Source organism: Neobacillus sp. CF12, from assembly GCF_030348765.1.
Classification (GTDB): Bacteria; Bacillota; Bacilli; order Bacillales; family Cytobacillaceae; genus Neobacillus.
In genome coordinates this window covers 3323452-3341130 of the sequence record NZ_JAUCEU010000007.1, presented here as the reverse complement: position 1 = coordinate 3341130, position 17679 = coordinate 3323452, and the positions used below count along the sequence as shown (strand labels likewise).

The window sequence follows — 17679 nt, the reverse complement described above, 5'->3', positions numbered from 1 at the left end:
AATAATGGAAAGAAAAGGGGTTGTAATTGATTACAACCCCATCTTTCTATTCAAAGGGTGGTTTGCATATGAAAGAGGGTAAACAGCGTATGTTTGAACCCCGTTCTTTTCGCTTTAAGGTCATTTTCATTTCTATTATTTGTTTAATCATACCAGCGATAATCTCGTTATCTATCTATAACTATTTAACGAAAGATACGTTAAAAGACCAAGCGTTATCCAATGCCAATCGGGAGCTAATCATTGCTAATGAATATGTGGAGAAACTCTTAGAAGATATGCTCTATATTACCAACTTTGTTCAACTTGATGCGGAAATGAATACCATTTTAAAAGAAAAAGCTCTAAGTACGAAAGTAGACGGTACAGAGTATCAAAACTATATGGATGATAGTAAAATCAATAAAACAATTGAAAATATCACACTAGTAGGAGAAAAGTCTTATGTAACCATCCTTTTAAAGAACGGTAAATCGTACAAAAATTATTCAACATATGATTATGATCCAAGTGGGATGCTCAAAGAAAAATGGTTTGAAAAATTAAATCAATTACAGGGCTATGAATCTGTTTGGATTGAAAGTAAGCCAACACTGTTTAAATCTGACAAGAGAGAAAATCCTTATCAAATTTCCGTTGCTAGAACATTAAGAGATGGTAACTTAGGGATTTATGGGTACGTAATCGTTACGATTATGGAAACGAAGATAAACCAAATATTTGAGAATATGAAGGGACATGAGGAGATGATGATTTTAGACTCATCAAATAAAATCCTCTCACATCGTGACCATTTAAAAATCGGTGAACAATTTCAGTATAGTGAGCAGCTTACCAAGAATAATTCCTCAAATATTTTCCAAATTTCAGACAAAGATTACTTGATTGCTGAACACGATATCTCATTTACTGGCTGGAAACTTGTATCTCTTGTTCCGTATAAACAAGCTATCAACCAAATTAATTCAATATTTAGTAAAGTGTTCACCGTACAAATAGTATCATTCACCATTTTTCTTATTCTAATGGCATCCTTGCTGAGAACGATTACAAAACCAATTGTCCACTTAGGGAAAATAGCAGAAGCTGTTAAACGAGGTAATCTGGCGATTCGTTCCCGTTTGCGGGGCAGGGATGAGGTGGGAAAACTGGCTGAATCCTTTGATCATATGCTTGACCGTGTTAATGAGATGATTCACGAAATTACAGATACACAGGAGAGAAAAAGAAAAGCAGAACTTGATATGCTGCAAGCACAAATAAATCCTCATTTCCTATTCAATGTTCTTAATTCTATTCGAATGAAGGTACTAGTAAAAGGTGATAAGGAAAGTGCAAACATGATTAGTTCCTTGTCAAAATTATTAAGAATGACCATTGATAAAAACAAAGAAGTCATTAGCTTTCGTGAAGAAGTCCAAATTGTATTAGATTATATTAACATCATGAATATGAGGCAAAAAGAACAGGTAAGGGTTGAAATATCCGTGCATGAAGAGGCGTATTCATTGCAGATTCCGCGCTTTATCCTGCAGCCTATTATTGAGAATTCAATTATTCACGGCCTCAACCAAAGTGCAGGAACGATTGTTGTAAGAACGGAGTTAAGGGACAATCAACTGGTTATTATGATTGAGGATAATGGTCAAGGGATGGACGAGGATACACTAAGTAAATTAAAAAGAAAACTAGTTGAATCAACTGGTACAGACAATAACACGAATACGAATAACAAAGGATTTTCTTCCTTAGGGCTATCCAATGTTTATGAACGAATGTTTATTACCTTCGGCGGCTCTTTTAGGATGGACATAAAAAGTTTGCCCGGTGAGGGGACAAAGGTAATATTGACGATTCAAAAAGGGGGCAGTAATTCTGATGTACAAAGTAATGCTAGTTGACGATGATTATCCAGTATTACAGTTGTTATCCGAAACGATAGAGTGGGAACAGCTGGGTGTATCACTTCAAAGTACACACGAAAATGGTGCCAGTGCCTTTGAAAAAGCGATGGATGAAATGCCTGATATTTTAATTACGGATATTGGTATGCCTAAAATGAATGGAATTGAGCTAACGAAAAAGTTAAAAAGTCAAAACCCAAATCTAAAAGTTGCTATTTTATCTTGCCATGCAGATTTTGGATACGCACAGCAGGCATTGAAACTTCAAGTTCAGGACTACTTAGTCAAGGATACCTTTGATCCAGATGATTTACGTAACTTAATCAAGAAATTTAAGGATACACTGGATAAACAAAATAATCGAATGATCCGGCATCAACAGATTCAGAATATGCTAGATCGAAATAAAGAAAGTGTGAAAGAAAGGTTCATAAAAAAAACGATTGAGCAGCCAGACATTAACGAGATGAATTGGCTGGCAGAGGCCAAATCCTTAGGCATTCATCTAGACCAAAGTGGATATATTGGATCCTTGGCTATGATTCATAATTACAGCACATTAAAGGAGCTATATTTATCAGAGGATACCTTGAACTTTGCAATTAATAATGTGGTGGCAGAGGAGATTGAACGCTGCTATCCAGGTTCCGTCCACTTCCAACATGGAGCAAAGGAACTATTTTTCTTTTTCCCTTCATCCTTAATTTTAAAAAGGAATGCGCTTTCTGATGTAAGCGAAGGTATGAAAAGGATTCAACATGCATTAAAACGATCATTAAACATAACACTTTCTTTTATCACAGGTGATGGCTGCACGAACATGCATGAGTTTAAACAGGAATTATTACTACTTTTAAATTGCAGCCATCAGAGTTTTTATCTGAATCCTGGCACGATTGTTGAACGGAAAGAACCAAAAGAAGCACCTACGGAAGATCTTTTTTCTAAGTATGATGAAGCGGCTGCAGAGATGAGGGAACTCATAATGCTTCGAGACGAATCTAGAATAAGTGAATATGTTAATAAATGGGTCGCCTTTTTGGAGGAAAGACAATTTACCCCCGAGTTGGTAAAGGATTGGGTGTTAAAATTATTACTAGATTTAAGGGTAAAGCTGCATGCCTTACAGTTATTTCGTTCACAGCAAACGTTTGATTATATGCACAATGAGATTTTTGATATTCAATTTATCGATGAATTGAAAACATGGCTGATCAATTATTTTAAGGCGATCCTGTCATTTGTCAAAGAAGTATATGAGCAGACAAAACGCAAGGAAATCCTAGATGCCATTAAGTATGTTACGGTGAATATAGAAAAGAAAATCAGCCTTGATGAAGTATCAAGCCACTTATATTTAAATCCAAGTTATTTCAGCCGCTTGTTTAAAAAAGAAGTGGGTGAGACGTTTGTTGAGTATGTAACCAAAATGAAGATTAACAGAGCAAAAGAACTGCTCGAACAAACCGCCGACTCAGTAGGGAAAATATGTGAACGGCTAGGATACGATAATCAAAGCTACTTTATCAAAATCTTTAAAAACTACGTAGGAGTCACACCTATCGAATACAGAGGCGGAAAGTCATAGAAATTAGATTATAACAAATAGATTTAGTTTTAAGTCCAGACCAAAAAGGTACTGGGCTTTTTCTATTTTGGCTGTGTTAAAGCTATATGTTGATTTGGCACTCAGTTGATTGGAGCGGAAGGCACGAAGACTCCTCGAAAATGCTATCGCATTTTCTTCGTGCGTGGGCGTATTCAGGATGTAAAAATCAATGTCCTGCAGGAGTACGGAGCAGGTGAGACCCCACAGACGCTTGCGCCGAGGAGGCTCACCGCAACGCCTGCGGAAAGCGAAGTGCCTCGCGACAGGCATAGACCGCCTGTCACTGCGGTGGTTATTCGAAGAAGCTTTCCTTAGTGGAGCTCCAATCAACTGACCCATTAACACGGCCTATTTTTCAAGAAGTCAAAATTGTAGTTATATAGAACAAAATACCGTTAATAAAGAAATCTATTACTATTTTATAATAAAACTATACTAAAAATTGAGGTGAATCAAATGAGTGTTAAAACAGAACTCACCACACCTGTAAAGGTTGTAGAAGAAACAGGAAAGATAAAAAAAGTCAAAGAGAAAAATGAAAATTTGGTTGGCTTGTTTTTTGTATCCCCAATGCTCATAGGTGTTTCAATCCTTGTACTACTCCCCATTTTTGCAACATTTGCGCTAAGCTTTGCGGATTGGAGTTTCATCACCCCCCTTTCACAGCTAAAGTGGGTTGGCTTTGATAACTTCACAAGATTATTTGAAGATACTGTTTTCTTAAAATCATTGCGAAATAATGCCATTTTCGTTTTAACCGTACCGATTTGTATGGCAATCTCATTGTTGATAGCGATTACAATTGACAAAAATGTTTATATGAAGGGCTTTTTTAAAGTAGCGTTTTTCATGCCGTATATCTCAAGTGTTGTGGCAATTGCAGTGGTATGGCAGGTTTTATTCCATCCATCCGCTGGTCCGATTAACCAGGTGCTAAAGTCATTAGGGATTGAAAATCCTCCATTATGGATTGCAGATCCTAACTTCGCGCTTATTTCGATAATGATTATCCAAATTTGGATTTCAATTGGTTTTAACATGATTATCTATCTAGCAGGTCTACAATCAATTCCAAGAGATTTGTACGAGGCAGCCGATATTGATGGGGCAAATGCATGGGTGAAGTTCAGAAATATTACTTTACCACTAATTTCTCCTACATCCTTCTTCTTATTTATTACCGGTATCATTTCTACCTTTAAGGTTTTTGACTTGATTGCTGTATTAACAAAAGGCGGACCAATGAACTCTACCTCTATGATTGTTTGGAATTTATATGATACTGCTTTCGTGAACTTGAAGATTGGCTATGCTTCTGCCATGGCTGTCGTCCTATTCATCGTTGTATTCGGAATTACCGTTTTCCAATGGATCGGACAGAAAAAATGGGTGAATTATTAAGGAGGGGAAACAATGGCGAATTCAATAATGATTAGAAAAGGTATTATTACTGTTGTTATGCTTGTCTGCAGCGTTTTGTTCCTTTTGCCGTTTGTGTGGATGCTTTCAACATCTTTTAAAATTGAAGCAGATGTTTTTAAATTTCCGATTCAATGGATTCCGGAAAGATCGAATGGTTTCAACAACTATAAGGAAGTATGGTTTGGAGACTATCCATTTTATGTCTATTACTGGAATACGATAAAAGTAACGGTTATCACAACATGCGTTTCAGTGGTAGTTTCAGCTCTTGCGGCCTATGGGTTTTCAAAAGTTAAGTTTCCGTTTGGAAAATTCCTTTTTATGATTGTACTTGCAACATATATGGTGCCGCCACAAGCGATTCTTGTGCCGCAGTTCATTTTATTCCGAAAGATTGGTTTATTCGACAGCCACTTTGGACTAATCATGCTTGGAAGTTTCAGTGTATTAGGGACATTTATGTTAAGACAATTTTTTATTAGTATTCATAACGATTATATTGAAGCAGCAAAAATAGATGGTGCTGGTCACTGGAGAATCTTTTGGTCGATTGCATTGCCAATCGTGAAACCGGCCATTGCGACTTATGGTATTCTTCGTTTCATTTGGACGTGGAATGACTATCAAAATCCACTTATCTTCTTACGTACGGATAGTTTATTAACGATTCAGATTGCCATGCAGAAATTTACAACCATTAATGGTGAGTTCTACTCCTTGATTATGGCTGCTGCCGTATCTGCCATTCTTCCTTTAGTTATTGTATTTATTATCGGACAAAAACAGGTAATTGAAGGAATTGCATTAGGAGGAGTCAAAGGGTAAGGAGGTAGAAATCATTGATTTCAAATGATATAAAAAATTTGCTAGTTTCTGAGACGCCACTGTTATTCTCTACTACAGAAGAAAAAACAGAATGGTGGAGAAACGCAGCTGCTAATCCTGAATTTAATCTTCTTATTGAAGAGATACGTGTTGAGGGAGAGCGGCTGCTGCAGGAAGCAGAGCAAGAGTTGACGTATTCGTTTTTCAGGATATTTACAGAGAATGGCTCGAGGCTTGAATTTGAAAAGGTTTACTTTCAAAAAAGACATCGCCTTACAACCTTTGCAATAATGGTTTTGCTTGAACCAGAGAACAAGGAGTATGTTGCGGCACTAGAAAACATTATTTGGTCTATTTGTAATGAGTATTCCTGGTGTCTGCCGGCCCATTTAAAAAATAGCCCAGAAACATCCACGAGTATCAACTGTTCGCTCGAAAAACATAGTGTTGAAAATGATAGTATTGATTTATTTTCTGCTGAAACAGCTTTTGCCTTAGCAGAGATACTTAAGCTTACGGAAGACGTTTTAGATCCATTAATACGTAAGCGCATTTATGTAGAAGTGTATAAACGAGTGTTTCGGCCCTTCCATACAACGAAATATGAATGGGAAACACAGGAGCATAACTGGGCGGCTGTATGTGCAGGGGCAATTGGTGCTGCTGCCATGCATTTAATCGAAGATTCTAAGGAACTCTCCCTTATTTTAGAGCGGGTTCTGCCTGCCATGGACTGCTATTTAAAAGGCTTCAGCAACGATGGTGTTTGCCTTGAAGGCTATGGTTATTGGCAATATGGCTTTGGATATTATGTCTATTTTGCGGATTTATTAAGAAAGAAAACTGGTGGGAAACTGGATTTATTTACTAGTGAAAAGATACACCAAATCGCTCTCTTTCAACAAAGGTGTTTTCTGTATCAGAATCAAGTGGTTAACTTTTCGGATGCACTACCAACCGCTTCTGTATTTTTAGGAATGAGTCATTATTTAAGCAAAGTCTATGAGGACTTTGAAATCCCGGAAAGAAAACTCCGTGCTAAATTTACTGCAGATCATTGCGGCAGATGGGCACCGGCAATTCGGAACCTTTTATGGTTTGATGAAACACTTCCGGATCAACCATGGGAGAATGGAAGCCGTTTTTTCAAAGATTCACAATGGTTTATTTCACGGCACCAAACAAAATTCGGAAGCTTCTCTTTTGCTGCAAAGGGTGGAAATAACAACGAACCACACAATCATAATGATATTGGTCATTTTATCCTCCAAGGAAACAATGAAGTATTCTTTAAGGATTTAGGCAGTGGTTTATATAATAAAGATTATTTTAGTGAGAAACGTTATACGTTTTTATGTAATGGATCTCAGGGGCATTCAGTTCCGATTATCAACCATCAATTTCAGGAAGAAGGTTCATTAAGGCAGGCTAGAATTCTTCAGGCAGATGTAGGCAGGGAAGAAGATGTCTTTGAATTAGACCTGGCAAAAGCATATGAATTGGAGATCCTTCAACGTTTAACTCGAAAGTTTACGTGGGTGAAAATGAATCAGCCAAAGCTGATCGTAGAGGATATCTATTCTTTCAGTGACCAGCCCGTATCCATAATGGAGAGACTGATTACTCCAGCTTTGAAGATAACGGAAAAAGAGAATGAAGTGATTCTAGAAGGAAACCAGAGGCTGAGCATTCAATATGATAGCAGACTGCTTTATTTGGAAGTAAAGAAGTTAAATTTTATCAATCATTTCGGGAATATGGAAGAGAACTATGCGCTTGACTTTACCGTATTGAACCCGGTTAAAGAGTGTAAGGTGCAATTACTATTCCAATTTGAGTAGATAGGGTGGAGAATATGACAGAACAACCGCAATGGGTACATGATGCCTGGCAGAAGGTGAATGAAAAAGTAGAAAGAACAAGCAAAAGAATAGGGGCAAATTTCCCTCACGCAAGTGAAAACGGTCAATATGTTCTTGCGGAACCATATTGGTGGACAGCTGGGTTTTGGCCAGGATTGCTATGGCAATTATATCGAGAGAGTAAAAACAAAGAATTAAAGCAGTTGGCAGTTGAATGTGAAGAAAAGCTTGATGCTGTTCAACAAGACTATTACCGCCTAGACCATGATATGGGCTTTATGTGGACATTAACAAGCGTAGCTCACTATAAACTTCTAGGTAATGAGAATTCGAAACGGCGTGCTTTATTGGCAGCAAATCTATTAATGGGCAGATTTAATGTAAATGGTAACTACATACGTGCCTGGAACCCATGGACAGAAGGGGAAGACAACAGCGGTGTAGCAATTATTGACTGTATGATGAACCTGCCGCTCCTCTATTGGGCGTCTGAGGAAACAGGTGACCCTAGGTTTAAGAGTGTTGCTAAAAGACATGCGGAAATGGTATTAAACCACTTTATTCGAAGTGATGGAGCAGTCCATCATATTGTCCGATTTGATCCAGAAAGCGGGGAAAGAATTGAGGCGCTTGGCGGGCAGGGGTATAGTCCTGATTCAGCATGGTCAAGAGGGAACGCATGGGCCATTTATGGATTAACTTTGAGCTACCACTACACAGGGGAAGTTAAATACTTGGAAAGTGCAAAAAGAGTGGCACATTTCTTTATCTCCCATTTACCAGAGGATTATGTTCCGGTTTGGGATTTCCTCCTACCAGCTGATGTTGACTCTCCAAGGGATTCTTCTGCAGGTGCCATTGCAGCCTGTGGTCTCCTATTACTAGCAGATAAAGTGAACGCGGCAGAGGCTCCAATTTATCAAAGAGTTGGAGAAAGAATTCTTGAATCCCTTTATAAAAATTATGGTGACTGGGAAGGCACAGAAGAAGGATTGGTTTTACAGGGAACAAGCCATTTTCCAGAACAGAAGTATATGAATAATCCGTTGATTTACGGTGATTATTACTTTGTCGAAGGACTTGCTAGATTAAGAGGTTACAAGGAATTATTCTGGTAGAAAGCAGGTACCCTAGTATGTTAAAAGTTGATTTACCGATACAAAAGAATCCACTCAAATCCCGAGAAGATTTGATAGAAGCCGTTAAGCAAATTGTACATCCTTTGAAACCATTTTACAGTAAAGACAGAGCCCGTCTGGAAATTGGAAACACGGGTGCCAGTTACTCTGATGATATTGCGGGTTTAGAAGGTTTCTCTCGAGTGCTTTGGGGTTTGGTTCCTTTGCTTGCTGGCGGAGAAAGTTCAGAAGTATGGGAGCTGTGCTTAAAAGGAATAAAGAACGGGACTGACCCTGCTCATGAAGAATATTGGGGAAACATTACTGACTTTGATCAGCGCGCAGTTGAGATGGCCGCATATGGATATGCACTTGCACTAGTGCCTGAAAAAGTTTGGGACCCGCTTACTGATGAGGAAAAGGCTAACTTTTTTGCCTGGCTGAACCAAATTAATCGTATTAGCGTTTATGATTGTAATTGGCTGTTTTTCCCAATACTGGTTAACCTCGGTTTTAAGGCAGTGGGATTACCTTATGATCGGGAAAATGTAAATAAGAATCTAGACAGACTTGATGAGTTTTATCTAGAGGAAGGCTGGTATGCTGACGGACTTGATGCTCACTGTGATTATTATGTTCCGTTTGCCATTCATTTTTATAGTTTGCTTTATGCGAAACTAATGGATAAGGATGATCCAAAAAGGGCAGAGAAGTATAGAAACAGGGCAGCGACATTTGCCAAGGATTTTATCTATTGGTTTTCAAAAGATGGTTCAGCACTTCCCTATGGCAGAAGTCTAGCTTACCGATTCTCACAATCTGCCTTTTGGAGCGCCCTCGTTTACGCTGGGGTAGAGCCTTTTTCACTAGGGGAAATAAAGGGGCTAATCCTAAGAAACCTTCGTTGGTGGTTTAACCAGCCTATATTCGATTCCAATGGGCTGCTAACGATTGGATATTGTTATCCCAATTTGGTAATGGCAGAAAATTACAATGCATCCGGTTCACCGTATTGGGCGCTAAAAACTTTCTTGTTTTTAGCACTCCCAAAAGAGCATCCATTTTGGCAGGCAGAGGAAAAGCCTCTTCCGACTTTAAAGGAGAAGATTGTCCAAAAATCTCCACGGTTTATAGTATGCAGGCAAGAGGAACGAGGTCATACTGTTGCATTTAACGCTGGGTATAAGCACACAAATGAACACCCGCATGTAGGAGCCAAATATGAAAAATTTGCTTACTCGAATCTATTTGGATTTAGCGTACAAAAAGCAGATTGGGGGCTTTCCCAAGGCGCATTTGACTCCATGTTAGCAATTAGTGAGTGTGACAATCTATTTAGAGGTAAAAAAACATGTGTGGACTTTAGTGTTTCAGAACATGTTATTTACACCAATTGGAAGCCATTTGCAGATGTCGATATAAAAACGTGGCTTGTAGCCGGAGCACCTTGGCATATTCGTATTCATTGCATCGAGACAAACAGGGCTATAGATTATGCGGATGGTGGATTTGCATTAGGACTTGAAAATAAGGAACATCAAGGCCAAAAGGCAGAGGTCATTCTGAATAAGCAGGAAAGTTTAGCGAAATTACCTTGGGGATCGAGCGGTATTGTAAGCATTTATGGACAGGGCCAACCGGATTTGGTCTATGCGAATGCAAATACAAATCTCATAAATCCAAGAACGGTCATCCCTACAGTCAAAGGCAGCTTAAAGCCAGGCACACACTGGCTGGTAAACGCAGTGTTTGGAGAACCTGGCAGTGAGAATGAAGTAAGTCAATGGGATCTGGTACCCCATGTTGATATTACCCATGATGAAATGATTATTACACTTGGGACACAAACAGTGGTCATTCAAAAAGAAGCAGTTACATCGTAACGATCCAGCGTGTTTTAATGGATATTATATTAGTAAACACCATAATTGATAAACGAATTATGGTGTTTTTTTTTTGTGTATGGTGCTGTGCAGTTTCAGTATGTACTATCTTCAACCTTTCCCAAAATGAAAAAACTATAATAAAATAGGTTGTATCAAATTATTTTCACCCTCTGGAGGGATCGGTTTTGACAGTTGGGGAACGTGGAAGAGTACTTATTGTTGACGATGAACAATTAATTAGACAAGGAATAAAGCATTATTTAAATTGGGAACAGGAAGGGTTCGAAATTGTTGGAGAAGCCTCAAACGGCATGGAAGCACTCGAATTAATCGAGATGAAACATCCTCATATCCTGATCACTGATATCGTAATGCCGATTATGGATGGTGAAGAATTAACGAGAATTGTCAAGGAACGCTATCCGGAAATTGAAGTAATTATCCTAAGTAGTTTTGGAGAGTTTGATTATGTCCGCTCCACTTTTCAAAGTGGAGTAGTTGATTATATTCTTAAGCCGAAACTTGAGTCGAAGGGGCTCTTGAAAGCGTTGAAGGCCGCTGCTGAGCGAATTCCGTCCCTTCAAATGATGGACAAGCAGGTTGCTGCGGATCTCTCCGTCGGGCAAATTATTAAGAAATTGATAGCAGGATATGAAGTGAATTATGATGTTGAGAAAATTTCTGAAGTGTTTCCTTATCGCAAATTTTGTTTATTAGGTGTTGGTTTACAAAGCGGGGAAACAGAATTACCTAATCATCTTAAGGGGAAATTTGAAGCTGAGTTTGGGCGAGAAGATTATTCCTTTCATTACGATCAAAATATCGTTCTTGTAAACGGAGATGATTTCACTAAGTTCATTAAATATGTTAAGCAGCTTGGGGAATCAATGGACGGGTATGGTTTTGCACTTAGTAAAACATTCACGGACTTCTCACAGTTAACAGTTATATACAAAGAATGTCTGGTAAAACTTTTGAATTATCGTTTTTATTTTTCCGAGCAGCACCTATTGATGGAAAAGGATTTACCTTATCCAGAGCCGCAGTGTGACAGTTTTAATTTAGATTGGTTTACAGGTGAGTTTAAGCGGAAGAACTTTGAAGATGCTTTTAACTATTTACAGGAACATGTAACAGCACTATCTAACTGTTACACATTAGATGTTTACGAATACAAGGCTTTTATCGGCAACATTGTCTTTAACATTACGGTTCTCCTCGGAAACATGGAGTACGACGTAAAGGAATTGGATCATGCCAAGTATTCCTATTTTAAGTCGATTGAAGAAGCACAAACTGCAATAGAGGTAAAAGACCAATTAAACAGGTTTATTACGGAAGCAAAGCAATGTATTTCTTCTTCCCAAACTCATCTCGATAATCAAAATATGAAAAAGTTGCTGGAATATATCAAGGAACATTATGCGGAACCGCTAACCCTTACAGATGTTGCGAAGCATTTTCATTTTAATCCTTCCTATTTATCAAGTTATTTTTCAACTCATAATCGTGAAGGGTTTATTGAGTATATTAATCGGATTCGGATTGAAGAAGCATCAAAGCTTCTTGTTGAGGGAAGGGCAACGATTTCTGAAATTAGTGGAATGGTTGGTTATTCTGATCACAGTTATTTTTGCAAAGTGTTCAAAAAAATGACAGGTCTGTCACCAAGTCAATATCGAAGAAAACAAAACACGAGATAAGAGATGGTATTAAGATGAGATTTATTCCTGAACGGTTTAGACATAATAATTTATTTATTACCATGTTTCTAATTAGTGTGATCATCATTACTACCGTTTCAGTCACGATAACGTGGACAACGATTCGGATGTCAGAAGACTTCTTTTTTGAAAAATTCAGTATCACCAATGCGAAAGTGATGGATCAGGTGAAAGATAGTTTCGAGACATATAATTATTCAGTGGTTATTGCGTCTAACAATTTATTGCAGAGCGGCACCATAAAGAGAATCCTTACAGAAGAGGGCACAAATGTCCAGCGAATGAATGCTTATTATACGTTGGGTCAGCAGATGAATCGAATAGAGTCTAATGTGGACACATACGAGACAAGCATCCTTGTCACGGGGATAAATGGAATCATTTATGCGACCGACCGGTCCTATTGGCCCATTACCGATGATGAATTGAAGACCGGTGACATTACCAAGAATACGCTTAGGGAGCCTAAGCGGTTGATGTACCAATACGACGAACGTCCGGATAAAGAGGATGGACGTTATATTGTCACTTCGAAAGCGTTAATGGAACGAACTTCTGGAAATGTCTATGGAACGATGTATTTTGCTATTAAAGAAAATGAATTCAGGGAGTTTTACTCCAGCTACACAAGTCCTGGTAATCATGTATTCTTAGTAAACAAATCTGGAGTTATTATGTCGAGCGATCAGTCAAAGCTGATTGGCGAAAAGTCTGAGGAACTGCTTCGCTACGCCGAGGAAATAGTATCTGAACCAAAAGATTACATTATTAAGGACTTTTTAGGAAAAGAACAAATCATCTTGATGGAGTACCTCCCATCTTTTGAAATGTATATGTTTAATATTATCGATAAAAAAACAGCCTTTGGCACCTTAATTGATAAGAAGCAGATCGTGCTAATTTCGATGGGGATTGTGTTTGTTGCGCTGATTATTGTGTTCTTCGCTTCAAGAAGAATGACCAACTCTTTATCAAAGCTGGTGAAGCAAATTGAGAGTACTTCTAAACACGAGTTTGATAAGTATGTAACTGTTTCAGGGACGTATGAAACAAGACAAATCGGGAATGCATTTAACTCGATGCTGGATGAGCTTCATGAGTATGTGGACCAGCTCGTCGTCTCACAAAAAAATCAGCGGAATGCGGAACTGGCTGCTCTTCAGCAGCAAATTAACCCGCATTTTTTATACAATACATTAACATCCATTAAATTCATGGTCCAACAGGGCGGAAAAGAAGAAACGGAAGCGACGATTAATGCATTTATTTCCTTGCTGCAAAACACGATAGGTAATGTCAGTGAAACCATTACGGTTAAACAGGAAATGGATAATTTAAGGAATTATGTATTAATTAATCAAAAACGCTATGGTGATCGGATTAAAGTAAACTATTTTGTTACGCCTGATTGCATGGACCTGCAAATCCCGAAACTGATTCTTCAGCCTTTTATGGAAAACTCCTTTTTCCATGGATTTATCCGTAAGCCTGCAGGATTTATCAATGTTCTTGTTTGGCAGGACGGGAATACCTTGATTTGTGAAGTAATCGATAATGGTGACGGAATGGAAGTTTCAGAGGATAACAATCTTCCAAACACGAGGCGTAAGCAGCAGCATTTCTCCGGAATTGGGGTAAGAAATGTACATGAGCGTATTCAATTAATTTACGGTGAAGAATATGGAGTTACCATCGCAAGCAGTCTTGGTGAAGGGACAAAGGTCCGGATAACACTACCGATTCAAAAATAATCCAAGAATCTAAAAATAGTACAAATGTCAAAATGAAAACGCGACCAATTATCTGAAAATAATACAAGATATTAAAAATATCGTCCTAACAGTTAACCCCGGGCTGGTGCTAACATAGGAAATGTAAGACGGATAGCGCTTACAACACAAATAAAATTATCACTTGGGGGAATATCAATGAAGAAAGTACTTGCTCTATTTTTAGTAAGCCTACTGTTATTGACTGCCTGTTCTTCGGGGTCAGAAACAAAAGATACTTCCGGAGATGCAAAAGATACAAATAAGATAACCGTGTGGGCATGGGATCCAAATTTCAACATTAAAGCGATGAACTTAGCAAAAGAAGCATATGAAAATAAAGATGTAGAGATTGAAATTATTGAAAATGCTCAAGATGACATTATTCAAAAGCTAAACACAAGCTTGAGCTCTGGTACGACTAAAGGTCTTCCGAATGTTGTGTTAATTGAAGACTATCGAGCACAAAGTTTCCTACAAGCATATCCTGACATGTTCCACGAAATGACTGGATCATTTAAAGCAGAAGATTTTGCTGATTATAAAATTGCTCCAACAAGCTTTGAAGGTAAAAACTATGGTCTTCCATTTGATACTGGAGTAACAGGATTATATGTAAGAACAGATTATTTAGAGCAAGCTGGTTATACAGTTGAAGATCTACAAAACATCGACTGGGACAAGTACATTGAAATTGGTAAAAAAGTTAAAGAAACAACTGGCAAACAAATGTTAACACAAGATCCAAATGACCTTGGCTTGATTCGTATGATGATCCAAACGGCTGGTTCATGGTACTTAGAAGAAGATGGTGTAACACCTAACTTGGCAGACAATGAAGCATTAAAAGTTGCTTTTGAAACGTATAAAAAGCTTTTAGACGCGGATTTAGTGAAACCTGTATCTGACTGGAGCCAATTCTTAGCTGGCTTTAATAGCGGTGAAGTTGCAACTGTGCCAACAGGTAACTGGATTACTCCTTCCATTAAAGCGGAAGCTTCACAAGCTGGAAAATGGGCGGTTGTACCATTCCCAACACTTCCTGGCGTAGATAATTCTGTTAATGCTTCAAACTTAGGCGGAAGCTCATGGTATGTTCTGAATGTACCAGGGAAAGAAAAAGCAGCAGATTTCCTAGCAAAAACGTTTGGATCAAACGTTGAGTTCTATCAAACAATCAATAAAGAAATTGGTGCAATTGGAACGTATAAGCCAGCCTCTGAAGGTGAAGCTTACCAAGCTGCAGACGAGTTCTTTGGCGGACAGAAAATCATTGCTGATTTCGCAAACTGGACTGCTGAAATTCCACAAGTAAACTTCGGTTTACACACCTATGCAATTGAAGACATTCTTGCAGTAGAAGCACAAAACTACATTAAAGGTAAAGATCTTGATAAAGCGTTAGAAGACGCTCAAGGCCAAGCTGAAACACAAGTAAAATAATTTAATAAGAGTGTAAGCCTCGGGTACTCGCCGGCTTCTCCTCTTCGGTTTAGTGGAGCGATTAAGTGTCAGGCGAGATTTCGAGGCTTTTATATTAAGGGCTGTGTTATAGCAAAATGGTTATTTGGAGCGGAAGGCACGTAGATCCTCGAAAATGCTATCGCATTTTCTTCGTGCGGTGCATATTCACTGAAGCTTATTCAACGTCCTGCGGGAGGACGGGGCAGTGGAGACCCCGCAGGCGCTTAAGCGCCGAGGAGGCTCCACGTACCGCCCGCGGAAAGCGAAGTGCCTGGAGCGGAAATAACCAGACAAGATTAACACAGCCAAAAAATTCAAACGAGAAAAAACATAACTAGGTAAGGAGCTGACTTGATGTGATACCTGCAAAAGCTAACCCACCCATACAGACAGTTAAATCCACTCGGGGTCTTCGAATGAAAAACACAGCTATCGGCTGGTCATTTGTTGCTGTTGCTGCTGTAATGATTTGTTTATTTTACTTTTACCCGATGATTCAAGCGTTCATGATGTCATTACAATCCGGCAGGGGAACAAACTTAACATTTGTCGGCCTCGAAAATTATGCACGATTATTAAAAGACCCAGTATTTCTGACCACGGTAAAGAATACAGTCGTTTATTTAATCATTCAAGTACCAATTATGATTATTCTAGCTTTATTCATATCCGTTCTACTAAATGATAAAGCGTTAAAGTTTAAAGGTTTTTTCCGAACAGCCATCTTTTTACCATGTGTAACCTCACTAGTTGCCTATTCTGTTACGTTCAAATATTTGTTTGGGCAAGATGGCATCGTAAACATTATGTTAATGAAACTGTCCCTGATTGCAGAACCGATTCAATGGTTAACAGACCCGTTCTGGGCAAAAATCACAATCATTGCTGCAATTACATGGCGCTGGACTGGCTATAATATGATTTTCTATCTATCTGCACTGCAAAACGTCGATCAATCTATTTATGAAGCGGCGAAAATAGACGGGGCTTCACCCATTCAAACCTTTTTCAAGATTACCATTCCAATGTTAAAACCAATTATTTTGTTTACTTCGATTACTTCCACCATTGGTACGCTTCAGTTGTTCGATGAGGTTATGAATATTACGGCGGGTGGACCTGGGAATGCAACAATGACCATCTCCCAGTATATTTACAATCTATCCTTTAAATATACTCCGGACTTTGGTTATGCGGCTACTGTTTCATACGCGATTGTGATTCTGATTGTGATCTTCTCTATTATTCAGTTTAAAGTGGCAGGTGATAAAAATGCTTAAAAAAGTCTTCGGTTATGGATTTCTAACGATTGCTGCTATCATTTCGATTTTTCCATTTTTATGGATGATTGTCAGTTCAACGAACAAATCAGTTGATGTCACAAAAGGCAGGTTATTACCAGGCACCCATTTTATGGAGAACTTAAACAATCTATTGAGTACAGTTGATCTCGTTCCAGCATTAATGAATTCAGCAAAAATCTCGATTATTACAACCGTGCTAGGGATGCTGATTGCTTCATTGGCTGGTTACGGATTTGAAATTTACCAAAGTAAAGCAAAGGACTACGTGTTTAACTTCCTATTGCTTTCGATGATGATACCATTTGCAGCATTAATGGTTCCGTTATTCCGTATGTTTGGAACGATTTCACAAACGACACCGATAATTGGTATCGATACTATTTCAGCAGTTATTTTACCGACGGTTACAACCGCCTTTCTGATCTTTTTCTTTAGACAAAGCACGAAAATGTTTCCAAAGGACATCCTTGAAGCAGGAAGGATTGACGGTTTAACGGAGTTAGGTGTGTTTTTCAGAATTTATATTCCAACAATGAAAACAACCTATGCAGCAGCTGCAATCATTACGTTCATGGCAAGCTGGAACAGCTACTTATGGCCGCTGGTTGTACTTCAGTCTCCAGAAAATCAGACGATTCCATTGCTGATTTCTAACCTAGGTTCAAGTTATTCACCCGACTTTGGTGTTATTATGACAGCCATCGTTATTGCAACCCTGCCAGCAGCACTAATTTTCTTTATCATGCAAAAGCATTTTGTTGCGGGTATGATGGGTTCTGTAAAATAGTAAAT

General features: G+C 38.5%; 12 protein-coding genes. All 12 read left to right on the top strand.

Going from position 1 to position 17679, the window contains the following annotated elements; all coding sequences use genetic code 11:
* Nucleotides 1-68 precede the first annotated feature (68 nt).
* The 12 genes from QUG14_RS15870 to QUG14_RS15815 all read left to right on the top strand — a co-directional run bounded on the left by QUG14_RS15870 (nt 69) and on the right by QUG14_RS15815 (nt 17674).
* Nucleotides 69-1901 carry a sensor histidine kinase gene (locus tag QUG14_RS15870; protein ID WP_289341487.1) on the top strand — a complete coding sequence of 611 codons (1833 nt, stop codon included), beginning with the start codon at nt 69-71 and terminating at the stop codon, nt 1899-1901.
* Nucleotides 1879-3492: a response regulator transcription factor gene (locus tag QUG14_RS15865; RefSeq protein WP_289341486.1), complete on the top strand. Its 1614-nt coding sequence runs from the start codon at nt 1879-1881 to the stop codon at nt 3490-3492. The genes QUG14_RS15870 and QUG14_RS15865 overlap by 23 nt, the downstream gene beginning before the upstream one ends.
* A gap of 477 nt (nt 3493-3969) precedes the next feature.
* On the top strand, nt 3970-4914 hold the full coding sequence (locus tag QUG14_RS15860; protein WP_289341485.1) for a carbohydrate ABC transporter permease: 945 nt from the start codon (nt 3970-3972) through the stop codon (nt 4912-4914).
* 12 nt (nt 4915-4926) lie between these two features.
* Nucleotides 4927-5760, top strand: coding sequence for a carbohydrate ABC transporter permease (locus QUG14_RS15855; RefSeq protein ID WP_289341484.1), 834 nt, complete (start codon nt 4927-4929; stop codon nt 5758-5760).
* A 14-nt stretch (nt 5761-5774) separates the two neighbouring features.
* Complete coding sequence (locus QUG14_RS15850; protein ID WP_289341483.1) at nt 5775-7601, top strand: heparinase II/III family protein; 1827 nt, start codon at nt 5775-5777, stop codon at nt 7599-7601.
* 14 nt (nt 7602-7615) lie between these two features.
* Nucleotides 7616-8740 (top strand): glycoside hydrolase family 88 protein, encoded by a 1125-nt coding sequence (locus QUG14_RS15845; protein WP_289341482.1) that lies wholly within the window; start codon nt 7616-7618, stop codon nt 8738-8740.
* Between the two features lie 17 nt (nt 8741-8757).
* Nucleotides 8758-10623 carry a DUF2264 domain-containing protein gene (locus QUG14_RS15840; protein ID WP_289341481.1) on the top strand — a complete coding sequence of 622 codons (1866 nt, stop codon included), beginning with the start codon at nt 8758-8760 and terminating at the stop codon, nt 10621-10623.
* A gap of 188 nt (nt 10624-10811) precedes the next feature.
* Nucleotides 10812-12329 carry a response regulator transcription factor gene (locus tag QUG14_RS15835; protein ID WP_289341480.1) on the top strand — a complete coding sequence of 506 codons (1518 nt, stop codon included), beginning with the start codon at nt 10812-10814 and terminating at the stop codon, nt 12327-12329.
* Between the two features lie 14 nt (nt 12330-12343).
* Nucleotides 12344-14101, top strand: coding sequence for a sensor histidine kinase (locus tag QUG14_RS15830; protein WP_289341479.1), 1758 nt, complete (start codon nt 12344-12346; stop codon nt 14099-14101).
* Between the two features lie 177 nt (nt 14102-14278).
* Nucleotides 14279-15562 (top strand): ABC transporter substrate-binding protein, encoded by a 1284-nt coding sequence (locus QUG14_RS15825; RefSeq protein WP_289341478.1) that lies wholly within the window; start codon nt 14279-14281, stop codon nt 15560-15562.
* Nucleotides 15563-15999: 437 nt separating this feature from the next.
* Nucleotides 16000-16863 (top strand): carbohydrate ABC transporter permease, encoded by an 864-nt coding sequence (locus tag QUG14_RS15820; RefSeq protein WP_289341477.1) that lies wholly within the window; start codon nt 16000-16002, stop codon nt 16861-16863.
* Nucleotides 16856-17674 carry a carbohydrate ABC transporter permease gene (locus tag QUG14_RS15815; RefSeq protein WP_483310732.1) on the top strand — a complete coding sequence of 273 codons (819 nt, stop codon included), beginning with the start codon at nt 16856-16858 and terminating at the stop codon, nt 17672-17674. The genes QUG14_RS15820 and QUG14_RS15815 overlap by 8 nt, the downstream gene beginning before the upstream one ends.
* The last annotated feature ends 5 nt before the right edge of the window (nt 17675-17679 follow it).